A 21,943-nucleotide genomic window follows, 5' to 3' on the forward strand; every position below is an offset into this window, starting at 1 on the left:
TGACCCCTTGTTAATTTAACCAGGCTTCTATCAGTCTCAAAAATCCAAAAAGCCTATTTACAGCCAAATTGACTCGGGCCTTTTTAGTCAGCCCCTACTGAAATAGATTATTAAAGCAAAAACTTCAATTTAATCACCTCTTTCTCCGTCAAAAAGCGCCATTTGCCGCGGGGCAGGTCTTTCTTGTTCAAGCCAGCGAAAACGGTGCGGTCAAGTTTCTGCACTTCGTAACCCAAATGCTCGAACATCCTGCGGACAATGCGGTTGCGTCCGCTGTGGATTTCAAGGCCCACAACTTGTGCGTCAGGCGTCACCAAACCTACTTCGTCGGGGCGAATGAAACCGTCTTCCAGTTCGACACCGGCTTGCAGTTGCTCGAAATCCTCTGTTGCAATAGGCTTGTCAAGTTCTGCCTGGTAGATCTTCTTGATACCGCTTGACGGGTGGGTCAGCTTTTCGGCCAGTTCACCATCATTGGTCAGCAACAGAAGCCCTGTTGTATTGCGGTCGAGGCGGCCTACGGGGTACACGCGCTCGGAGCATGCGCCGGCGATCAGGTCAAGCACGGTTTTGCGCTCTTCGGGATCGTCGGTAGTGGTAATGTAATCCTTCGGTTTGTTGATCAGGATGTACACCATTTTCTCCGGGTTCAATGCCTTCTTGCCGTATTTCACGACGTCGGTAGGGCGTACTTTGTAACCCATTTCGGTGATGATCTTGCCGTTCACAGAAATCTGGCCCGAAGAGATCAGGTCGTCGGCCTCGCGACGGGAACAAATGCCCGCATTCGCGATGTAGCGATTCAGACGGATCTCGTCGGTTTCTTCCTTGTCCTTATGTCTTGCCGAAGGCTTCTTTTTATGCTCGTAATTGTCAAGATTATAGCGCGGTGCGGTTTCGTACCGGCCTACTCGTCTCTCCAACCCGCTGCGGTCCTGCTCTTCGTCGTCCTGGAAGCGGGAGCGGTAGGGTTTGTCGTCCCTATCTTCTTTTTTTTTAAAAGAACCTTCGCTACGGTTGAATGAGCGGGCCGGACGCTCGCTGCGATCACCACGCGGCTTATCGAAGCCCGGCTTAAACTCACGGTCGCCGTTGTCCCTGTCGAAACGAGGCTTGAATTCGCGATCGCCATTATCTCTTTCGAAACGTGGCTTGTCGAAACCCGGTTTAAACTCACGATCACCGTTGTTTCTTTCGAAACGTGGCTTAAACTCACGGTCACCACTACCTCTTTCAGGGCGAGATTTGAAATCGCGTGAATCCCTGTCCGGACGTGGCCTGAACTCGCGCTCGTCATTATCGCGGTCGAAACGTGGCTTGAACTCACGATTGCGGTCTCCGCCACCAAATCCCGATCTTTCAGGACGGTCGCCGAATGGCTTTCTGTCGCCGGGACGATCGCCGCCGCGAAAATCTTTTTTACCAAAATCCTTTTTAAAACCGCGGTCGGCAGAATCACCTTCGCGACGGAATGGGCGATCGTTACCGCCTTTGTCCCATTTCTTGAAATCGGGCTTACCAAAACGTGGCTTGTCGAAGCCCGGCTTGTCGAATGCACGATCTTCTCTTGGCTTCTCGTGATCAAAGCTTGGACGTGCTTTCTGACCCTTGTTTTCGGCAGGGGCTGAAAAACGCAGACTGGATTTTTTGATGCTGGGTTTGCTGAACCGGCTTTCGGTTTCAGGCTTTGCGCGCTTGAAGAAGCCGCCTCCTCCTTGGGAGCCTTTGGAATTGTTTCTGTTTCTCATCAGGAATGCAGTATCACTACTGGATTTATTTCCTCTTACAAATTTACCTTGTAACCGATTAGTGCTTTAATTCGCACAAAATGGTATGAATTGCCACTAAAACTGGTTAGCCAACGTATCTGATGGTCAGAGTACTAGTGTTGAAAAAAATTAGCCTGCAAAGATACGGGAATTTTTCCGGGTAAAAATATTTGAATGTGTTTATGTCAAAAATGATATGAAAACGTTTATAAGTACTATCGGAGAAATGCGGCCGGAAATGGCCATTTTTACCTAACTAAACCTTCATTAACAAGTGAATTATGTCAGCTGAGGCGCAACCGTTGTGGAAACCGGGCAGGAACCTGTTGGAGCAGTCCAATCTTAAAAAATATATGGACTGGCTGTTTGTCAAAAAAGGCCTCTATTTCCGCTCCTATCACGATCTGTGGGAATGGTCGGTGACCGACCTGGAAGATTTCTGGGAAAGTCTTTGGAATTACTTCAATATCAAATCACACGATTTATACCTCGAAGTGCTGCAAAAGCCATTGAGCGGCATGATCGGCACGCGCTGGTTTACCCGCTCGAAGCTGAATTACGCCGAACATATTTTCAGAAATAAAACCAAAGAACGTCCGGCGATTATTTTCCAGTCGGAAAGATCGGAATCCGTTGAGATCTCCTGGGAAACGTTGGAAGCGCAGGTTGCGGCCGTATCGACCTGGCTGAAACAGCGTGGCGTGAAGCCCGGAGACAGGGTGGCGGCAGTGCTGCCCAACATCCCCGAAGCCGTGGTAGCATTCCTGGCGGCCAATGCAGTAGGTGCGGTGTGGTCGTCATGCTCGCCTGATTTTGGCAAGCCAGCCATTACCGAACGGTTTTCGCAGATTGAGCCAAAAGTATTGTTTACCGTGGATGGTTATGTTTATAATGGCAAAACCTACGACATTACGTCTTTCGCAAGCGAGCTTTCCGCTGCGTTGCCGAGTGTTAAAGACACGGTGCTTATCAACAATATCTTCTCGGAAACCCGGCCCGAACGGTTTACAGCCTGGGACGACATCCTGCATTTTGAGCACTTCGGGATCGATTTCGAGCCCGTGCCATTCGATCATCCGATCTGGATTCTCTATTCCTCGGGAACAACAGCGAAACCGAAAGCCATTACGCACAGCGTAGGCGGCTGTCTGATCGAGCATTTGAAAGCGCTCGTGCTGCATCAGAACGTGAAGCCGGGCGACCGGTATTTCTGGTATTCTACCACCGGCTGGATGATGTGGAACTACGCATTGAGCGCGCTGCTTTGCGGAGCTACATTGGTGATGTACGACGGCGCGCCGGCCTATCCGTCGTCGCAAGTACTCTGGACTTTGGCTGAAAAGGCTAAAATCACGCATTTCGGCAGCGGGGCGGCATTTTTTATCGCTTCTATGAAAAGTGGAGTCAGCATTACTTCCGAGCGGTTGAACCATCTGGAAACGATCGGTTCTACCGGCTCCCCGTTGCCGCCGGAGGCATTTGAATGGATTTATAAGCAGGTTAAAAAGGATGTGTGGCTGATCTCCCTGAGCGGAGGTACCGACGTATGCAGCGCATTCGTAGGCGGGTGCCCGCTCCTGCCCGTATACGCAGGCGAGATCCAGTGCCGGATGCTCGGGGCGAGAATAGAGGCATTTGATGAGGATGGAAGGCTGGTTTTGAATGAGCTGGGCGAAATGGTAATCACACAGCCGATGCCTTCGATGCCTATTTATTTCTGGAATGACGAGCATGACGAGAAATACCTTTCGAGCTATTTCGAAATGTACCCGCATGTTTGGCGGCATGGCGACTGGATCAAAATCACCGACCGGAAATCCGTCGTGATCTATGGCCGGTCCGATGCTACTTTGAACCGCGGTGGTGTCAGGATCGGCACGGCCGAGATTTACCGGGCGGTGGAAAGTATCCCGGAAGTGAAGGATAGTCTGGCAGTTTACCTGGAAAAGTCGAACGGAGAGGGGACGATATCGCTATTTGTCGTCCTTACCATGGGTAAGGAGCTTACGGAAGATTTGAAGAAGCAGATTAAGGACACTTTGCGGACTCAATATAGCCCACGGCACGTGCCCGACACGATCGAACAGGTAAGCGATATTCCTTACACGATCAATGGGAAAAAGATGGAAGCGCCGATGAAGCGGATATTGATGGGACAGGATCCGGCAAAGTGTATTAATATCGATACCATGCGCAATCCTGAATCGTTGAAGGCATTCATCTAGCAATACGCGTCGTTGGCATGTTAACGCCCTGCATTCATTTGCATTAGGCAACCAAAATCGTTTAATTCACGTTGGGGAAATATCCAATTCCCGTGACGCCAGCCCATACTCCTAATATTTACAGGTATGAACTCAGAAAGACCTCAGCCGCCGATCCAGAACTCGAAATCCGTAGTTCGTTTGCCTATCATCATCGCGATCACGCTGGCGGCGGGAGTGCTGCTGGGAAGTACGTTTTTCAGCGGTGGGAAGAAATTGTCTGACGTGGCGAAAGGTTACGGCAAGTTCAGAGAGGTACTGATGCTGGTGGAAAACAACTATGTCGATTCGGTGAATACCGAGGAACTGGTGGATTTCTCGATCTCCAAAATGCTTGAAAAGCTTGACCCGCATACGGCCTATTTCAACGCCGAGGAAGCTACCGCGGCACGGTCGCAGCTGGAATCGGGTTTCGACGGCATTGGCGTCGAGTTCAATATTTATAATGACACGGTTTATGTGGTAACTCCGTTGAGCGGGGGCCCGTCGGAAGCGGCCGGTATTCAGAGCGGCGACCGCATTATTTCAGTCAATAAAGAAAACTTGTCGGGTCCCGGTGTTACCAATGCGCAGGTGTACAAGCTGTTGCGCGGTAAGCGCGGTACGAAGGTGGATCTGTCGATTGAAAGGGTAGGGTTAAAGGATAAAATGAATTTCGCCGTGGTGCGCGACCGCATTCCGACCTATTCGGTGGATGCTTCCTACATGGTGGACCAGGAAATTGGATATATCAAAGTGAGCCGTTTCTCGGAAACCACTTTCGACGAGTTTAAATCCGCATTGAAAACATTGAAAGCCGAAGGGTTGAAAAACCTTATCCTCGACCTTCGCGGAAATCCGGGTGGTTATATGGAACGGGCCACGAGCATGGCCGACGAATTTATTGCAGGCGATAAACTACTGGTTTATACCGAAGGAAAAGACAGCCGTTTCGATCGCAAGACCCGCTCGCATGTGGATGGTCTTTTTGAGCAAGGCCCGTTGATCGTGCTTGTAGACGAAGGTAGTGCATCGGCTTCTGAAATCCTCGCAGGTGCATTGCAGGATCATGACCGTGCGCTGGTGGTAGGAAGAAGGTCTTATGGAAAAGGATTGGTTCAAATGCCGATCAAACTGTCGGACGGTTCGGAGTTGCGCCTGACTATCTCGCGCTATTACACGCCAAGCGGCAGGAGCATTCAGAAACCTTATGAGCTCGGCAAGGGCGAAGATTACAGCCAGGATCTGGCGCATCGGTACGAAAGCGGGGAGCTATTCAGCGCAGACAGTATCAAGTTCGATAAGAGCAAGGTGTATAAGACCGATGGCGGCCGTGTTGTGTATGGCGGAGGTGGAATTACACCGGATATTTTCGTGGCAAAAGATACTTTGATGAACAGCAAGTACCTGTTTGAGCTGTATTCCAAAAATATTATCCGCGAATATGCGCTGCGCTATGCGAATGAAAACCAAAAAAGACTGGAAAAACAACCATTCAAGGAATATCTGAAATCATTCCAGGTATCGGATGCGATGCTGGCCGAGCTGGTAAAAGACGCTTCCAGGGCGGGTATCAAACCCAATGAAAAGGAACTGAATTTGTCCAAATCGCTCATTACCTCGCAAACCAAGGCGATTATCGGTCGCTATGTGTGGGGAAGAAAGCAAAAGAATGGGTTGAACAACGAGGTATTCCAGGTCCTCAACCCGAGCGATAATGTTTATCAACATGCTGTACAGCTTTTCTCACAGGCGGCACAGCTGGAAAAAGGCGAGTTCAGCAGTTTGAATATTCCAAAAACCAAAAAGTAAAATTCACTCCACACCATTCACTCAATGTCCCGTATTGCATTTATTACCGGAGCCACATCCGGTATCGGTAAGGCCACGGCGGAAGCATTCGCCGGGGTCGGAATAGACCTTATTTTGTGCGGCCGCCGCCAGGAGCGCCTCGACGAAGTAGCCGCAGAATTGTCGTCCAAAGTAAAAGTAACCACGCTCGTATTCGACGTCCGTGACAAAGGGGCGGTGATCGCGGCAGTCGGGTCGTTGCCCGACAATTGGAAAAACATCGATATTCTCGTCAACAATGCCGGTAATGCGCACGGCCTGGGTACGCTCGACGAAGGCGATACCGACGACTGGGACGCGATGATCGACGGTAATGTGAAAGGACTCCTCTACGTTTCGAAAGCCGTTATCCCGTTGCTGCTCGAACGCGGCAAAGGGCATATCGTCAATATCAGCTCGATTGCCGGCAAGCAGACTTATGCGAATGGTGCCGTGTATTGTGCTTCCAAGGCTGCCGTCGAGGTAATCAGCGAGGGAATGCGCCTCGAACTGACCCAACACGGCATCAAAACAACCAATGTAGCGCCGGGTGCGGTGGAGACGGAATTCTCGCTTGTCCGCTTCAAAGGCGATGAAACCCGGGCCGAAAAGGTGTACCAGGGATTCGATCCATTACAGGCCGGTGACATCGCCGACGCGATCCTTTACGCCGTCAATGCGCCTGACCGTGTTACCATTGCAGACATTACCATTCTCGCCGGCGCCCAGTCTGCGGCTACGGTGATCCATCGCAAATAGAATTTTATTTGGTTTCTGGCCGCAATTAGGCTGGTAATCGATACCTTTGTCATTCTTTTTTAGGCCCCGACTTCTATAAACAGGAAGTCGGGGAGATTTTTGAATACCTATGAAAAGTTTCGACCAGAATTCCTCCGCAGACACAGCCGCTGCCGCAGTTCCCGCTTCCCAGACCGTATTTCCTATCCTTCTGGCGCTGAGTTTCTCCCATTTGCTGAACGACACGATGCAGTCCCTCATTCCATCGATTTACCCGATGGTGAAGGAATCGTTTCATCTGAGCTTTTCGCAGATCGGGCTCATTACATTTACTTTCCAGGTGAGTGCGTCTGTTTTTCAGCCACTTGTAGGTTCATTTACGGACAAAAGGCCGCAACCATATGCGTTGGCGGTCGGGATGTGCTTTACGTTGCTGGGGCTTATATGCCTCTCGATGGCGAACAGTTTTCATATTGTATTACTTTCTGTGGGGTTGATCGGCATCGGTTCGGCGGTGTTCCATCCGGAAGCTTCACGCGTAGCGCGCATGGCGTCCGGTGGCAAGCACGGGATGGCGCAATCGCTTTTCCAGGTGGGTGGCAATGCGGGCAGCTCGCTCGGGCCGTTGCTGGCGGCATTGATATTATTGCCTTACGGGCGCTTTCAGGTCATCTGGTTTTCGCTGGTGGCATTGCTGGCGATTGTTATCCTTTCGTGGGTAGGCGGCTGGTATAAGCAAAACTTGACCACTGTTGTGAAGAAATCTGCCAGCGCCGTAAAGCAGGAAGCTACTTTGTCCAAATCCAAAGTAATCATTTCAATAGGCATTTTGCTCCTGCTGATTTTCTCGAAATACATTTATATGGCCAGCATTTCGAGCTATTTCACATTTTACCTGATCGATAAATTCGGCGTTTCAATCCAGAGCTCGCAGATTTACTTGTTTGCATTCCTCTTTGCAGTAGCGGCTGGTACGTTCATCGGCGGGCCGGTAGGGGACCGGATTGGTCGGAAATATGTGATCTGGATTTCGATTCTCGGCGCGGCGCCATTTGCATTGCTATTGCCTTACGTCGATTTGTTCTGGACGGGCGTATTGAGCTGCATTATCGGTTTGATCTTATCGTCGGCATTCTCTGCCATCCTTGTATATGCGCAGGAGCTGATCCCGGGGAAAGTGGGGATGATCGCCGGTTTGTTCTTCGGTTTTGCCTTCGGTATTGCTGGTATCGGCTCGGCTATTCTCGGCACATTAGCCGATAAGACGAGCATTGAATACGTTTTTTGGATTTGCTCGTTCCTGCCGCTGATCGGGTTGCTCACCGGATTCTTGCCGAACTTGGAGAAGAAGTCCTGAGGGGTTTAGGCGTGTCGCTTATCCAGCAGATTTAGAAAATCAGGGATGTCGCAAACGGGTAAAAGCGTTAGGGCATCCTTTTTTAGTTTTTTATCCCTGCTGAGAAAGAAATCTATTTTGTGATGAATGGCCGTATAGTATTGCAATGCATCTTCAATATCGTCTATTTGAGAAGTTAGGGCAAGGTTGACCACGTCCTGATTGGCATCAATAATCTTTACATCCGAAAGAAGTAACAATAGAAGATCTTTGGATTTAGCGCTTCCGTAGGCTTTGGTTAGCCAATAGCTTACAATATGTACAATGGAAGGGGAAATAAAGGCTCTGATTCTCTTTTGCAGCACCAGAACCATGATTTTCCTGGCGTCTTCATAGTCTTTCCTTTTCAGAAGAAAATCAAGGATAATGTTGGCATCAAGGAAAACGCTAGTTGCCATATTTCTCTCCCCGTGCTTCGTAATAGGCTTTTACAAGGTCTTGATCGGCACTAACACCCGTGGGAGCGTCCATTTCATCAATTACTTCAAGAATGTTGCGCTTTTGTTCCGCCACCTGCACGATAGATTTCAGATGATCTTCGACGATTTGAGACACACTCGTTTGCCGCGCAGCTGCATAGCTTTTAATATATGCCAGCACCGTCTCTTCAATCGTAATGTTCAGGCGAGTTTTCATATGATAAATATGCGCATAAATTTTAAGATATGCGCATATATTTCAAACATTGATTCTCAAAATCAGCTCAGAATCAGGGCATAAATTGAAATAGTAATCCTGATCTGATGCATTGCAGACGCCCGGAAAATCTCCTCTATAATTTCCCATATCTCGGATAACCTGGAAATGCAAATGCGGTGGCCAGTCGCCGTTCTCGGGGTAGGGGCCAATGGCGGCGAAGCATTCTCCTGCATTGATGGTTTTGCCTTCGTGCAAGCCTTCTAACGAGCTTAGCGACAAATGCCCGTAAAGTGTGAAGAAGGTCGTTTCGCCTATTTCGTGCACAAGAATAATAGTAGGGCCATAATCACCGTAGTGGTCGTTGAATGCAAAACTATGAACAGTTGCGTCGAGCGGGGCGTAAAGCGGCGTTCCTGCTTCCGCCCAGATATCCACACCCAAATGAATACTGCGGGGCTTTTCACTGTCGGCAGTGAAATGTTTCCGATGCCGGTAAATGACGCGGTCTTCGCCGTAGCCGCCAATGCCGTTGAATGCACTTCCTGAAAGCATTTCATCGAAAACGTAGTTGGAGAAATCAACGGTTTCCGAGAGATCATGCGTCAGCAGATCGCTATTGCCAGCCGTAAAATCCAGCTTTCGGTAAGGTTTGCCGTTCTGCACGATAGCATGGAACGTAGGATATTCACGAAGGGCCTGGGCGAGTTCTGACATATTCATTTGGTTTTAAGCAACTCAGGCAAGTCGTTGCTGACTTGCCTGAGTTCAATTTACATTATTTCGGATCAAGTGCCTGCTTGATTCTTTGGGACACATCCTGCAAATGGTACCGGGTGTTTTTGTCAGTGCTCTTTGCGATAGCTGCATTTACAGTGGATTTCAATTGCTCCAAATGCGCCCGGGCGATCGACGGTAAGTCGGTTTTTTCGAGTTCCACCGAGCGTGTCGAGAATCCATAGGTGATGCCCACCGGGATAGACTGGACATTCGCTCTGCCAGGTTTTAGTAATGAAATCAGTTTCTCCGCATATACTTTTTGGAGATTCCGGCGGTACACATCGATCGGCTTGCCGGTTTTGGTTTCCGACCATATTCCCGCTTCAAGGTCGGTAAACAGGTCGTCGAGCGTGTAGTCTTTGGCAGAGATACCTGTTTCCATAAGCCGTACCGCACGGTCGCCGGCGAAAAGGGAGGTCAATGCAAAATCCTGCAATGCCTTGACGGCCTCCATGCCGGTTTCAGGTTTCACTTTGTTGAGGATATTCTGGTCCAAAAGCCAGGTTGGCGTTTTGAAAAGTTGTGCATTCAGGAAGTCGATGGCTTCTTTTTGAGTTGCCTTTGGAACGGTGGTAAAAGTGGGCCCTTCCATATCGTAGGTAGTCGGAGTATCGTAAATACCGCCCACATTTTTGATCACATGGCCCAGATAGCGGCGGTATTGCGTTACCACGTTGCCGTAAATTTCATCCAGTTCCTTATAGCTCTCGCCGTCTTCCTTGCTCCATTCGATCAGGTTCGGAAGAATGCGTTTCAGGTTTTTGATACCATATTCCGAAGCCTTCATGGCATTGTCGCTCAAATCTTCGGTCTGATAACGAGGATCATACGGGCTGATTTCCGTTCCGAAATGCAGGCGATTGTCTTTGTAAGCCTCTTTGGTAAGGGTATTCAATGCCAATTTTTCAGTCTGGGCATCTTTGGCATCAGGGAAATTGCTGTAACCCCATTGAATGGCCCACTTATCGTAGTCGCCGATGCGCGGGAAGAGGTCGGTAATGCCGTCCTCGGGCTGTGCTACGTAGTTGAAACGCGCATAATCCATAATGGACGAAGTGTGTCCGTGTTCCGCGATCCAGGCTTTGTCCCGTAGTTTTTCAACAGGTGTAGCCGAGCTGGCGCCCATATTATGGCGTAGGCCCAGGGTGTGGCCGATCTCGTGAGAAGACACGAAGCGAACCAGTTGGCCCATCAGTTCATCATCAAATTTCTTGGTACGTGCTTTCGGATCCACCGCCGCCGCCTGAATAATGTACCAGTTACGGAGCAGGCGCATCACATTATGGTACCAGCCGATGTGGCTTTCGAGGATTTCGCCGCTGCGCGGGTCGTGTACATTAGGCCCATAAGCATTCTGAATGTCGGCAGCGAAATAGCGGATCACCGAGTAGCGGGCGTCTTCGAGACTCATAGTTGTATCGCCTTCGGGCCAGTATTCGCCGCGGATCGCATTTTTCCAGCCTGCTTTTTCAAATGCAACCTGCCAGTCGTCGACACCTGCTTTGAGGTATTTGCGCCATTTTTCAGGCGTAGCCGGGTCGATGTAATAAACGATCGGCTTTTTAGGTTCGATCAGCTCGCCGTTTTTCTGCTTGCGGGCATCTTCGGCATTCTTAGGTTCCAGGCGCCATCTTACGGCAAATACCTCGGTATCGGAGCGCTGCGATTCTTCACCGAATGTGGCATATTGATTCGCGAAATAGCCCACCCGGCTATCGAAAATGCGTTTTTTCATCGGCGCTTTCGGCAGCAGAATGAGTGAGGAGTTCATTTCAAACGTCACGACACCCGCGTCCAGGCCCGATGGCAGGTATTGACCGATCGAAGGCACTGGTGTAGGGGTCAGCAGCTGAGGCGTTACATTGAACGTCTTGATTGTCCTGATCTCCGTATTGATCGGGTAAGTGCTGATTTTGGAAATAAAAGAGGCCTCTTTCTTGAACGCGGCGAGTTTCAGGAGCTGTTTGCTCACCGAACTCAGCGAAAATACCTGGTTATCGGCGTTGAAGAATTCGGTCACATCGACTACCGATGATTTCTCAGGCTCTTTTTTGACTGCTTTAATGTCAAAAACACCGATAATAGGGTCGGAGTTGGAGTTTTTGACGGCCTGGAAAATGGGTTTGGTGCTGTCAGGGCTTGTTACCACGATCGTCACCGACCGCAATAACAGGTTGTTATCCATTCCCCGCTCCCAGCGGATCATTTGCCGGTTCACTTCCTCGCCTCCGAAGATTCCGCCGCCCGCTGCGGTTTTGGAATAGCGGGTCACCGCCATGATATCGCGGTTCAGGAGCGAATCGGGGATTTCGAAATACCATTTGTCGTCCACCTTGTGCACCGAAATCATGCCTTTCTGGCTAATGGCATTGGTACTGTCAATGAGGTCTTTGAATGCCTTTGGGCCTTTCTTTTTGTCGTCTTTCAGCTTGTCTTTCACTGCGGAAGCCACGGCGTCGACGGCCTTGTCGATTTTGACATCCTCCTGTTTGTCTTTCTTTTTCTTTCGTTGCGCGTGCGCGTCGTGCATATACACGAATGCCAGCGCCGCGAGGAGAAGGTAACGCATTAATCTCATAGAGTTTGGTTTTTGGGATAAAGTATAAAGGTGTGATTAAATGAAAGGTTAGGGACTATTTGGCCATCAACTCTGCCAGGACGCCTTCTTTAAGGGCATATTTGGAAACCTGGATTTGCCGGATACCGTGCGTTTTGAGCACATAGTCGATCAGGCAGACGGCCACCACGATCATGTCCACACGCAGCTCAATCATACCGGGGATCGCCATGCGCTCGTCATGGTTGCCAGACAGGATGAGGGCATATGCACGGTAAAACTCTTCCAAGGGTATATTGAAGTCGGTTTCTAATGCGGGCGGCCAGTCGTTGGTTCGGTGGTGGAAGTCGATATCTACCAGGGTATCGAACGTTCCCGACGAGCCCACGAGCTTTTCCGGGGCATATTGGTGGACCGCATTTGCGAGCGGGATCAGGTTTTCGTCGAAATGATTGTAAAGGCTGCGGCGGTCGGCTTGGGAAAGCGGGTCGTTCCGCATGAACTTCTCCATTAGGCGCTGTCCGCCGATTTCGAAGCTCTGTTTCCAGAAAATCTGCGAGCGGTTACCGATGATGAATTCCACGCTTCCGCCGCCGATATCCATAATCAGCGAAGGAGCGTCACCAATGTCGGCTCCGCGGCGAACACCGTAATATATGTACTCCGCCTCGCGGTTGCCGTCGATGACCGTCACCTCGATATTGGTCTTTTCCAGAATTTCGGAGCAGAACTCTTGCCGGTTTTCCGCATTGCGTACGGCGCTGGTACCGAATGCGAACGTCTTTTCGGGCATTACTTCGAAAGAATCGAGCTTCTCGCGGAAATAGGAGAGGACAGCAAGCGCGCGGTCCTGTGCTTCGGGCGTGATCACACGTTTGTTGATACCACCTAAACCGATCCGGGCAGGCCTGCTTTCGTGGAAAACAGTCTTAAAATGAGCGCCGTTAGGCTCCGCGATCAGCAGGTGAAATGTGTTGGTGCCTAAATCAATTATTCCCAGTCTGGAACTCATATTGGGCTGTTTAATCTGTTAATGACTAGTGTTTCAATGCAATGGATACAAAAATAAACGAATTTTAACGACTTATTTCTTGATTTTCTGTTGGATATAGTTTTTCTTTGCAGTCCGATTTCAGAAACCAATTCAAAGAACATTAGAAATTATAAGCATGCTTATTATTAACATTAAAGACAACGAATCGATTGATCGCGCTCTTAAGCGTTACAAGAAGAAATTTGAAAGAACTGGTACAATGCGTGAGCTTCGTGCCCGCACAGCTTTCGAAAAACCATCTGTTAAGCGTCGTTTCGAAGTTTTGCGTGCCGTTTACAAAGAGAAAACTTACGGTCACTTAGAAGACTAGTTCCTAACGGAATGGTTCTCTGAAAGACTTCTATAGGATTATTGTATCCATATCATACGAGAGGAGCTGTCTTGAATAAGATGGCTCCTTTTTGTATGTTCGGATTATGATAACGCCGTTTCTGGAATTCCTCCAATTCGAAAAGCGCTCCAGTGCGCACACGATCAAATCGTACCAGACTGATCTCGAACAGTTTCAGAAATACTTGCTTTTTCAATACGATTGCGCCGAACCCGAAACGGCCAAGGCGCCGATGCTACGGTCCTGGATCGTGAGTTTGATGGAGGAGGGGCTCAACCCATCGTCGATTAACCGGAAAATTGCTGCGCTCCGGACGTTCTATGGATATTTAAGAAAGAAAAAGCATATTGACAGTGATCCGACGAAGATTCTGTCGGCATTGAAAGCCCGCAAGAAGCTGCCGGCATTTGTGGAGGAGAAATCGATGGAAATGCTTTTTGAAGAAGGCACATTCGCCGACGATTTCGAGGGCCTGCGCGACCGGGTGATTATGGAACTGCTCTACGGGAGCGGGATCCGCCTTTCGGAGCTGGTGGAGCTGGAATTGAAGGATTTAAACTTGCCTGCCCGTACCATTCGCGTCTTTGGAAAGCGATCGAAGGAGCGGATCGTGCCGGTTTCCACTTCTCTGGTGCAGTTACTTCAAAAATATATAGCACAGCGTGCGCCGGAGGAAAATACGGACGTTCTGCTGTTAACCGATTCAAATAAAGCTATTTACCCTGTTTTTGTGCAGCGGAAGGTGAAACAATACCTTTCGGCCGTTACGACACTGTCGCAAAAGAGCCCGCACGTACTCAGGCACACGTACGCGACGCATTTGCTCAACCGCGGCGCCGATCTGAACGCGATCAAGGAGTTACTAGGCCATGCCAACCTCGCCGCAACGCAGATTTACACGCATAACTCCATCGAAAAGCTTAAAAAATCGCATCAACAAGCGCACCCCAAAGCCTGAAACCCATTTTTTAAGGTTATATTTGCCTTCAGTGCAAATTTCAAAATATAATTTCGTCACTCCATTATGAATAATAGTTTCCAGGACGCAGTTGTAACGAAGTATAATATTTTTAATAGCCTGTTTCTGAGCTTACCCTACCGCGGTATATTCCAAACAGGCTCCCTGCTTCCGATACTGACTCAGCAAAGTGAGATTGGCTTTCAGGAAGGCAAATCTCCCAAAGAAATCATCGAGCATTTTTTTTCAGAGCTCCTGGAAACGGCTACTCCCAAGGAACGTGCGGATCTGCTTTTTGCATTTATCCAATATATCGAACGCCAGGTAGTACTTTTCGACTCGGTGGAAGATGCGGCCTTCGACGAGACCCACGACCTGACCGGCAAAGGCTCGGTAACCTACCTGACCGAACGGCTGGAAAACGACGAGCTGAAAAAGAAACTGCTCGCCAAACTGGAAGATTTCAGCGTACGCATCGTACTGACTGCCCACCCGACCCAATTCTATTCGGGCAAAGTGTTGGGCATTATCAACGACCTCGAAGATGCGATCAAGGCCAACGACTTTACAGAAGTAAACCAGCTGCTGTTACAACTCGGGAAAACGGCTTTCATTAACCATGAAAAGCCGACGCCGTTCGATGAGGCGGTGAGCCTGTGCTGGTTCCTCGAAAACGTATATTATGATGCCATCCCGTCCATTCTTGAAAAACTCATTAATGGCCTGGGAATGAGTGTACATGACTGGCCTTACCCGAATGTGTTCCGCCTGGGCTTCTGGCCGGGTGGCGACCGCGACGGTAACCCATTTGTGAACCCCGAAATTACACTGAAAGTAGCCGATCGCCTGCGCGAGACGCTTTTGCGTGGCTATTACCGCGATATCCGTCAATTGAAACGCCGCCTGACATTCAAAGGTGTCGACGACGCGGTTTCGCTGGCGGAGAAAAAAATGAACAGCACCATTTTCGGGCCATTTGAGGAAGGTTACGAAAGTGCGCAGGAGCTGATCGATGAGTTATTAAAAGCACGTGAAGTGCTGGTGAACAAGCACCAGGGTCTTTTCGTGGAGTTACTGGATAATTTTATCCTGAAACTCAATCTGTTCGGATTCTTCTTCGCGAGCCTTGATGTTCGTCAGGATAGCCGCAAACACGGCAAAGCCTGGGAGGATATCCTGAAAAGACTCGAAAAGAAAATCCCGCTGCTGAAATACAGCGACTACCAAAGCTGGGACGAGGCGAAAAAGATCGATCTGCTGCTGTCATTGAATATACCACTTCGTGATGAAGATTATGAGGATGAATTGACGAAGGACATTCTCGGTTCAATCCGTGCAATCAAAACGATCCAGGAGAAAAATGGCGAAAAAGGTGCGCACCGGTATGTGATCAGTAACAACACTTCTGCATTGAATGTAATGCAGGTAGTGTCGCTGGCCAAAAACCTGATCGCAGACGAAGAAGGCAAGCTGGCGCTCGACGTCGTGCCGCTTTTTGAAACCGTGGATGACCTGGCCAATGCGCCGGGCATTATGCGGACGCTCTACGAAAATGAATATTACCGCAACCACCTGAGCAACCGCGAGAATCACCAGACGATTATGGTGGGCTTCTCGGATGGTACCAAAGATGGCGGCTATCTGCGTGCTAACTGGTCTATTTACCGTGCTAAGGAAGAATTGACCAAGGTATCTCGCGAGTTTGGCATCAAAGTGACGTTCTTCGACGGTCGTGGAGGACCTCCTGCACGTGGCGGCGGTAACAACCATAACTTCTATTCGTCACTCGGTAAGGATATCGAGGACAAGGAAATCCAGCTTACCGTTCAGGGACAGACCATCAGTTCCAACTATGGTACCGTCACAACGGCCATGTATAACCTTGAAAGGCTATTCACCGCCGGTCTCGAAAACCACCTTTTCAAAGGACATCGCGACGATGAACTGACGGACGCCGACAAAGACCTGATCGAGGAAATGGCTGAAATCGCCTATAACTCCTATCTGGATCTGAAAAACCATCCGATGTTTGTCAAATACCTGGATAAAAAGACGCCGTTGCGCTTTTACGGGCAAACCAACATCGGTAGTCGTCCGACCAAACGTGGTAACGACGACGAAGGATTGAAGTTTGAAGATCTTCGTGCGATCCCGTTCGTGGGTTCATGGGCGCAGATGAAACAGAACGTGCCGGGCTTTTATGGTTTCGGGACTGCAATCCAGGCATTGGCGAAAGAAAACAAGGTGGAGGATATCAAAAAGCTCTATCAGAAATCGCTTTTCTTCCGCACATTGATAGAAAACTCGATGCAGTCGCTTTCCAAAGCGTTTTTCCCTGCGACCAAATACCTCCGCGATGAGGAAGAGTACCGCGAGTTCTGGGACAAAATGTACGAAGAATTCCTCCTTACTCGCGAGTTGCTACTCGAAGTATCGAGTCAGAAAGAACTGCTCGATAGTAACAACGTCACCAAAGTTTCGATCAAAACCCGTGAGCGCATCGTATTGCCGTTGATCACCATCCAGCAATACGCATTACAAATGCTCGCCGGCGATCCGAAGAACTTGCAGCTGGATGTGGAGACCTATAACCAGCTGATTATCCGGGCGATGTTCGGGATTATTAATGCGGCGCGGAATTCGGCGTAAGAAGATTTATTGAGTAATTTAATATTCAGGAGCCGGGTAAAACCCAGCTCCTGTTGTTTTCTGGCCACTCGCTTTACTCACCTCTTCCCTTATACCTGATAATCTTGGTGTGAAACCGGCCGTTTCGAAAGCGCAGAGTATCTGGTAATGCGTTGGACGATCGGGGTATCCGGGCGTTAGCCAATGTGAGTTGAAAGCTTCCCTTTATTTCTTGCGTTTTGGCATTGTAACTGTCGATTTGGATATAGTTATCCTCGGAGTCGACGGTATAGTAACTATCCCCTAAAACATCACCATCACTAAGCGAAGTATGCAAGCCGACCTGGGGTTCTTGGCTTGATTCACAGCCGACAAATGGGTTACAGGATATAAGTTTATGCCGACCGGTTTGCGGAGAAAACGGAATGTTTTGAAATAACAACTCCTGGCGATTGGCACCAGCCTCGTTATAGAGTACTGAAACTAAGCCGTAGAATACACCTTGCGGTTCGTCGAGATAACTGACGACACCATGCGTAACCTGGTAGGCATTACTATATGTTTTGCTCCAATCCGCCCCATTCGTCTCGGCGGTAAGGTAACCCCAATTTGGAAGTCGTGGGAGAGGCCCGGAATTGTCAATGATTGCATCCATGATTTTACAACCAGATAGTAATGTGGCAATTCCAAGCGATATGTATACAGTTAGTAGACGGTTCATTCTCTTTGAAAGTTTGGTTCTGACAAGTCCGTACGTCTATCATCCGCCCCTACCTTTGTATTCGATAATCTTGGTATGAAACCGGCCGTTTCGAAAGCGCAGTGTATCTGGTAATGCATTGGACGATCGGGGTATCCGGGCGTTAGCCAATGTGAGTTGAAAGCTTCCTTTTATTTCCTTCGTCCCGCTGTTATAGCTGTCGATTTGAATGTAGTTATCCTCTGAGTCGACGAGATAGAAGGAGTCCCCTGCAACGTCGCCGTCGCTAAGTAGTTCAAACAATGCGGCCCTGGGTTTGTCGCTGGATTCGCAGCCCGCGTAGGAGTTGCATGATACAAGTTTATGCCGGCCTGTCTGCGGAGAAAATGGGATGTGTTGAAATAACAACTCCTGGCGATTGGCACCAGCGGACGTATAAAGTATCGAAGTTAACGCGTAGAAAACGCCTTTGGGTTCATCAGCATAAGTAGTGGATCCATGCGTAACCTGGTAGGCATTTTTATAGGTTGTGCTCCAATATACGCCATTCATTTCAGCTGTTAGGTAGCCCCAGTTTGGCAAGCGTGGGAGAGGTCCGGCGGTATCAATTATTGCGTCGACTATTTTACAACCAGCTAGCAGCATGACGATTCCAAGATATATATAAACAGTCCGTGAACGTGTCATTTAGGAGGTTATTTTGTGATGATTACTCGGCAAGTTTCGATCCCCTGGCTAGTGAGGAGGCGAATGAAATAGGTACCAACTGGCAGATTTTTACTTTTAACGCTGGCTGAATAGCGCCCTCTACGACTTATTGTCTTGTCGTCTTTCAGTATCTCAATGACCTTTCCTGACTGATCCAGCATATCTAGTTTGACGTGCGTATCAGATTGAAGCTTGTAGGAAATGTTAATCCGATCATCTGCCGGATTAGGAGTTGCAATTAAACTGGGCAGCTCGCCTTGCAGTGCAATTGTGTCATGTCCTGCTGCTGAAACCTTGTACGGATTAGCAGGCAGCTGGGCCGTTACCGTAATGTAAGCTGTTGCAGATTGGCCGTTCGAAGTAACCGTTCCTTTCAGGTAGATCTTTTGACTTTGGGAGAAATACCACGTAAATATGTCCGACGTAGTATTGGATAGCGTGTAGTTGACTCCGTCGTAGCTGTATTGCCAGCTAAAAGTGTAGGGCGCAGAGCCGCAGCTATAATACAACTCATAGTTTTTCCCACCCGGGCTGCTTACCCATGTAGGGCCATCCACAAAAGCATTCAATGGATTAGCAGGGTCTGGCCTGAATGCGCCCACGACCGGATGCGATTCAGTAATTCTTTGGGCATTATTTTCATCTGCTGTACCAGTGGCCCGCCCGCCAACCTGAATATTAGGATTTGAAAAGTTCAATAGCCTATTTTTAGCATGTTCATCGGTAATCCCGTTCCCGACCATTACCGTCCTGTCTACTGTAAATCCCAGGAACTTTATCTTATATCCTTTGGCATAGGATGGTACAGCCGTATTGTCGTCGTCGTGGCGGCATCCATAAAGGTGTCCCACCTCATGAGCGAAGGTTTTACGAGAGGTTGCGCACCACAGTTCAACAATTGAATAGGCCTTGTCGATCTCGAGAGTCACAGTTCCAGAGATTCCTCTTACGTCCCCCCCACCGTAGTTACCATCGGTCAACAATACTACGACATCAGCCTGATACTGATTCCTGAGATTTTTGGCGGTGGCGTTTTTGATTAGATCATCCCTATCACCGCCCATTGCGTTAGAGTGTTCAGTGAAGTTCAAAGGCGCTATCCCCGCTAGTACCAAAGCCGCAGCGCTCGTAATCCCACTATTATAAATACAACTGTTAAACTGCGAAATGGACAGGTTTACGTGATCTGTAAGCGTCGTGATATTGCCTGCTAATGTAAGTGCTTTTGGCGTGTAGAGCACCAGTACCCGCGGATAAACCAATGCCTGGCAAGGCTGCATTTTTGCATTGGCATCGCCGCCTTGTTTTACAACCGGCTCCATTGCTGATGTTCGCAGGTTGTCGGGTTTTGACGTAGAAGAAGTCGTCATGCAACCAACATCCCAAGCCTTCTTCGGATCAATGATTTGCAAACAATATAGACCCGACGGTGCCGGAAATATCTCGTATACGCCCGCGGGTGTGGATATGTGTGCGCATACACGACCCGCTTTCGATATGACGATCACTGTTCCCCGGTCGTCGTCCGTTTTGCCGATCCATTCGTATTCATTAGCTGATTCGTATTGCACATGGCTGGCGACGGCGGTAATGGTGGGGCCGTCGGGAATGTGGAGCGGCAGGATCCCATCCTTTTGCGAAGTGGCTAATGCATTGAGCGTGATAAAATGATAGCCCGTAATGTCGGGATTCTTGCGCAGACGTTCGCGGTATGCAGCCATTTCCGGCGAATCGGGAACCTGGTCCGCAGATACGGATTGAATAAACGGCGTGTCCTGCGCTTGGAGGGAGAGGCCCACGCACGAGATGACCGCGAATATGCCTGTTTGGATGAAAGTGTAAAGTAATTTTCGCATAGCAGAAATAGTTTAGATAGAGCTTGTCGATGTAATTTTTTGACCGAAATGTTGCACTATTCCCGCTGCATGAAAAGCGTTTTGGCGATGAACCATCTTTCGGCTGCTCAATCCGGATCAATGGCCAGAACCAATTATCAACAACATTTTTTCTCCAAACTTTTTCCCACAACTATTAGTAGACGAATTGTTGCGAAGGCTTATATTTGATAATACTCATCATTCCAATCCTATTTTACTTCCACATCATGACACATCAGTCGGATCATCGTGCCTATTTTTTTAAGATAGATACGACTATCAAAAAGATTCGTAATGCCCTGCAAAAGCAGCTGACGGAGGCGGGTTTTGACCTCACGGTCGATCAATGGGTGCTTATCGACCACATTTTCAGGAAGCAGGGGATCAGCCAGAATGAGCTGGCGGAAATGACTTTCAAGGATCCTCCGACAGTGACGAGGATTATCGATTTGCTGGAAAAGAAAGGTTTGGTAGAACGCGGCCCGGCCGCTGGCGACCGACGCAAATTCAACCTGTTTCTGACTAAAAACGGAGAGGCTATCTACAACCAGGCATTCCCGATCGTGGCCGACATCCGTCGCAAAGGCTGGGGCAGCCTGAGTGACTCCGATTACCAGCATTTCGTGCGGATCATGGATTCTATTTACCAAAATTTTACCTGATTTGACAAAATTTTTACCAAGCCATTAAGTGGAAGAATGACAGCTTTTTACGTCGTCCTTCCACTTTTTTTGTGCAAAAGCGGAGTGTGATCGGAGCATTTGCATGAGCATCCGGTTAAACCTTTCGGCATGTTTTTGTATCTAAACCATAGAACGGTTCCGAAACCAACAGGTTTGAAGGGGCTGTTCAGGTTAATATCAGTTTCATTTATATCCATTTTTAAGGCCATGAAAAAGTATTTTTTGCTCGGCGCTCTCATCACTTCATCACTTATTACTCCTGCGTTTTCACAAGTTAAAACAGAACAGCTAGTTCAGGTACCGAATATAGAAGTGGCGGGCTTCGCCGAAATGGAGGTCGTGCCCGACGAGATTTATTTCAACATCTCGCTTCGGGAATATTTCCAGGATGAGAAAAACCAGAAAGACAAGGTCAATATCTCCACGCTCGAAAAACAGCTGATCAAGGCTGTGGCCGATGCCGGTTTGCCGAAGGAAGCATTGTCGATCAGCGGAGTAGGAGGCTACCAGAATTACGTGGACAAGAAGAAAAAGCCCGCTACATTCCTCGAAGCGAAGCAATATGAACTGAAAGTTTCGAGCGCGGAAAAACTGGATGGCATTTTGTCGAAGGTTGAAAGCCGTGGCGTTCAGTATGCGAACGTTGCGCGGGTAGACCACTCGAAACGCGAGGAGTTCAAGAAGCAGGTGAAAATCGATGCATTGAAAGCTGCCAAAGTGAAAGCGGAATACCTCGTGGCGTCGCTCGATCAAAAGCTGGGTAAGGTAATGTCTATCAAAGAATTGGACGAAAACCTTTATTTCCCGCAACCTGTATTTGCCAAAGCTAACGTACGTGCATTTGCAGCAGAAGCCGCGGATACCGTTCAGGACAGCGATGTGCAGTATCAGAAAATCAAGATCAGTTACCGTATGCAGGCTGCATTTGAAATCAAATAGGCTGTTTCACGCATAAACTCTCTATCAGGTGCCCGGTAAATAGCTTACCGGGCACAATTTTTTCGGTGTGATGTATCCGGATTTGTCAGTCCGTTCTTTTGTTGAGAATATTAGTT

Annotated in this window: 18 protein-coding genes; 9 read left to right on the forward strand and 9 right to left on the reverse strand. The window is 48.8% G+C overall.

The annotated features are described in order from the left end of the window. Positions 1-110: 110 nt before the first annotated feature. The gene (locus CLV60_RS32370) at positions 111-1,748 is read right to left on the reverse strand and encodes a pseudouridine synthase (protein ID WP_106599551.1); all 1,638 of its coding nucleotides are present in this window, start codon (positions 1,746-1,748) and stop codon (positions 111-113) included. Positions 1,749-2,050: 302 nt separating this feature from the next. On the opposite strand from CLV60_RS32370, the gene CLV60_RS32375 reads away from it, so the two are divergent. The 4 genes from CLV60_RS32375 to CLV60_RS32390 all read left to right on the forward strand — a co-directional run bounded on the left by CLV60_RS32375 (position 2,051) and on the right by CLV60_RS32390 (position 7,937). Next, a complete protein-coding gene (locus tag CLV60_RS32375; protein ID WP_106599552.1) occupies positions 2,051-3,994 on the forward strand; it encodes an acetoacetate--CoA ligase in 1,944 nt (647 codons plus the stop codon). A 126-nt stretch (positions 3,995-4,120) separates the two neighbouring features. Continuing rightward, positions 4,121-5,824, forward strand: a complete 1,704-nt coding sequence (locus CLV60_RS32380; protein WP_106599553.1) for a S41 family peptidase — start codon at positions 4,121-4,123, stop codon at positions 5,822-5,824. A gap of 24 nt (positions 5,825-5,848) precedes the next feature. Then, complete coding sequence (locus CLV60_RS32385; protein ID WP_106599554.1) at positions 5,849-6,601, forward strand: SDR family NAD(P)-dependent oxidoreductase; 753 nt, start codon at positions 5,849-5,851, stop codon at positions 6,599-6,601. A 109-nt stretch (positions 6,602-6,710) separates the two neighbouring features. Next, the gene (locus CLV60_RS32390) at positions 6,711-7,937 is read left to right on the forward strand and encodes an MFS transporter (RefSeq protein ID WP_106599555.1); all 1,227 of its coding nucleotides are present in this window, start codon (positions 6,711-6,713) and stop codon (positions 7,935-7,937) included. Positions 7,938-7,942: 5 nt separating this feature from the next. Here CLV60_RS32390 and CLV60_RS32395 read toward each other — a convergent pair whose 3' ends face one another. From CLV60_RS32395 to CLV60_RS32415, 5 genes are all read right to left on the reverse strand, one after another. Continuing rightward, positions 7,943-8,374, reverse strand: coding sequence for a type II toxin-antitoxin system VapC family toxin (locus tag CLV60_RS32395; protein ID WP_106599556.1), 432 nt, complete (start codon positions 8,372-8,374; stop codon positions 7,943-7,945). Continuing rightward, complete coding sequence (locus tag CLV60_RS32400; RefSeq protein ID WP_106599557.1) at positions 8,364-8,612, reverse strand: DUF6364 family protein; 249 nt, start codon at positions 8,610-8,612, stop codon at positions 8,364-8,366. The genes CLV60_RS32395 and CLV60_RS32400 overlap by 11 nt, the downstream gene beginning before the upstream one ends. Positions 8,613-8,654: 42 nt before the next feature. Continuing rightward, positions 8,655-9,329 carry a peptidoglycan DD-metalloendopeptidase family protein gene (locus tag CLV60_RS32405; protein WP_106599558.1) on the reverse strand — a complete coding sequence of 225 codons (675 nt, stop codon included), beginning with the start codon at positions 9,327-9,329 and terminating at the stop codon, positions 8,655-8,657. 61 nt (positions 9,330-9,390) lie between these two features. Continuing rightward, positions 9,391-11,961: a zinc-dependent metalloprotease gene (locus CLV60_RS32410; protein ID WP_229211236.1), complete on the reverse strand. Its 2,571-nt coding sequence runs from the start codon at positions 11,959-11,961 to the stop codon at positions 9,391-9,393. 64 nt (positions 11,962-12,025) lie between these two features. Next, complete coding sequence (locus CLV60_RS32415; RefSeq protein WP_106599560.1) at positions 12,026-12,961, reverse strand: Ppx/GppA phosphatase family protein; 936 nt, start codon at positions 12,959-12,961, stop codon at positions 12,026-12,028. Between the two features lie 157 nt (positions 12,962-13,118). On the opposite strand from CLV60_RS32415, the gene rpsU reads away from it, so the two are divergent. The 3 genes from rpsU to CLV60_RS32430 all read left to right on the forward strand — a co-directional run bounded on the left by rpsU (position 13,119) and on the right by CLV60_RS32430 (position 16,941). Next, a complete protein-coding gene (rpsU, locus tag CLV60_RS32420; protein WP_015813375.1) occupies positions 13,119-13,313 on the forward strand; it encodes a 30S ribosomal protein S21 in 195 nt (64 codons plus the stop codon). A gap of 106 nt (positions 13,314-13,419) precedes the next feature. Continuing rightward, entirely contained in the window at positions 13,420-14,292 is an 873-nt protein-coding gene (locus CLV60_RS32425) for a phage lytic cycle repressor MrpR family protein (RefSeq protein WP_106599561.1), read from the forward strand. Positions 14,293-14,358: 66 nt separating this feature from the next. Continuing rightward, positions 14,359-16,941, forward strand: a complete 2,583-nt coding sequence (locus CLV60_RS32430; RefSeq protein ID WP_106599562.1) for a phosphoenolpyruvate carboxylase — start codon at positions 14,359-14,361, stop codon at positions 16,939-16,941. Between the two features lie 73 nt (positions 16,942-17,014). On the opposite strand, the gene CLV60_RS32435 is transcribed toward CLV60_RS32430, so the two are convergent. The 3 genes from CLV60_RS32435 to CLV60_RS32445 all read right to left on the reverse strand — a co-directional run bounded on the left by CLV60_RS32435 (position 17,015) and on the right by CLV60_RS32445 (position 20,184). Then, positions 17,015-17,641, reverse strand: coding sequence for a hypothetical protein (locus CLV60_RS32435; protein ID WP_106599563.1), 627 nt, complete (start codon positions 17,639-17,641; stop codon positions 17,015-17,017). 39 nt (positions 17,642-17,680) lie between these two features. Further along, entirely contained in the window at positions 17,681-18,172 is a 492-nt protein-coding gene (locus CLV60_RS32440; protein WP_146151638.1) for a hypothetical protein, read from the reverse strand. A gap of 143 nt (positions 18,173-18,315) precedes the next feature. After that, complete coding sequence (locus tag CLV60_RS32445) at positions 18,316-20,184, reverse strand: M12 family metallo-peptidase (RefSeq protein ID WP_106599565.1); 1,869 nt, start codon at positions 20,182-20,184, stop codon at positions 18,316-18,318. Between the two features lie 248 nt (positions 20,185-20,432). Between CLV60_RS32445 and CLV60_RS32450 the strand changes: the two genes are divergently transcribed. Both CLV60_RS32450 and CLV60_RS32455 read left to right on the forward strand, forming a co-directional pair. After that, positions 20,433-20,867, forward strand: a complete 435-nt coding sequence (locus tag CLV60_RS32450; RefSeq protein ID WP_015813381.1) for a MarR family winged helix-turn-helix transcriptional regulator — start codon at positions 20,433-20,435, stop codon at positions 20,865-20,867. A gap of 228 nt (positions 20,868-21,095) precedes the next feature. Further along, on the forward strand, positions 21,096-21,827 hold the full coding sequence (locus CLV60_RS32455; RefSeq protein ID WP_106599566.1) for an SIMPL domain-containing protein: 732 nt from the start codon (positions 21,096-21,098) through the stop codon (positions 21,825-21,827). The last annotated feature ends 116 nt before the right edge of the window (positions 21,828-21,943 follow it).

The organism is Dyadobacter jiangsuensis (genome assembly GCF_003014695.1).
Classification (GTDB): domain Bacteria; phylum Bacteroidota; class Bacteroidia; order Cytophagales; family Spirosomataceae; genus Dyadobacter; species Dyadobacter jiangsuensis.

Bases quoted from the DNA above. Each gene is read 5' to 3' on its own strand.
- CLV60_RS32445 (WP_106599565.1), bottom strand. From the start codon at position 20,184: ATGCGAAAATTACTTTACACTTTCATCCAAACAGGCATATTCGCGGTC.
- CLV60_RS32415 (WP_106599560.1), bottom strand. From the start codon at position 12,961: ATGAGTTCCAGACTGGGAATAATTGATTTAGGCACCAACACATTTCAC.
- CLV60_RS32385 (WP_106599554.1), top strand. From the start codon at position 5,849: ATGTCCCGTATTGCATTTATTACCGGAGCCACATCCGGTATCGGTAAG.
- CLV60_RS32390 (WP_106599555.1), top strand. From the start codon at position 6,711: ATGAAAAGTTTCGACCAGAATTCCTCCGCAGACACAGCCGCTGCCGCA.
- CLV60_RS32440 (WP_146151638.1), bottom strand. From the start codon at position 18,172: ATGAATGGCGTATATTGGAGCACAACCTATAAAAATGCCTACCAGGTT.
- CLV60_RS32450 (WP_015813381.1), top strand. From the start codon at position 20,433: ATGACACATCAGTCGGATCATCGTGCCTATTTTTTTAAGATAGATACG.
- CLV60_RS32435 (WP_106599563.1), bottom strand. From the start codon at position 17,641: ATGAACCGTCTACTAACTGTATACATATCGCTTGGAATTGCCACATTA.
- CLV60_RS32425 (WP_106599561.1), top strand. From the start codon at position 13,420: ATGATAACGCCGTTTCTGGAATTCCTCCAATTCGAAAAGCGCTCCAGT.
- CLV60_RS32395 (WP_106599556.1), bottom strand. From the start codon at position 8,374: ATGGCAACTAGCGTTTTCCTTGATGCCAACATTATCCTTGATTTTCTT.
- CLV60_RS32405 (WP_106599558.1), bottom strand. From the start codon at position 9,329: ATGTCAGAACTCGCCCAGGCCCTTCGTGAATATCCTACGTTCCATGCT.
- CLV60_RS32380 (WP_106599553.1), top strand. From the start codon at position 4,121: ATGAACTCAGAAAGACCTCAGCCGCCGATCCAGAACTCGAAATCCGTA.
- CLV60_RS32430 (WP_106599562.1), top strand. From the start codon at position 14,359: ATGAATAATAGTTTCCAGGACGCAGTTGTAACGAAGTATAATATTTTT.
- CLV60_RS32410 (WP_229211236.1), bottom strand. From the start codon at position 11,961: ATGCGTTACCTTCTCCTCGCGGCGCTGGCATTCGTGTATATGCACGAC.
- CLV60_RS32455 (WP_106599566.1), top strand. From the start codon at position 21,096: ATGAAAAAGTATTTTTTGCTCGGCGCTCTCATCACTTCATCACTTATT.
- rpsU (WP_015813375.1), top strand. From the start codon at position 13,119: ATGCTTATTATTAACATTAAAGACAACGAATCGATTGATCGCGCTCTT.
- CLV60_RS32370 (WP_106599551.1), bottom strand. From the start codon at position 1,748: ATGAGAAACAGAAACAATTCCAAAGGCTCCCAAGGAGGAGGCGGCTTC.
- CLV60_RS32400 (WP_106599557.1), bottom strand. From the start codon at position 8,612: ATGAAAACTCGCCTGAACATTACGATTGAAGAGACGGTGCTGGCATAT.
- CLV60_RS32375 (WP_106599552.1), top strand. From the start codon at position 2,051: ATGTCAGCTGAGGCGCAACCGTTGTGGAAACCGGGCAGGAACCTGTTG.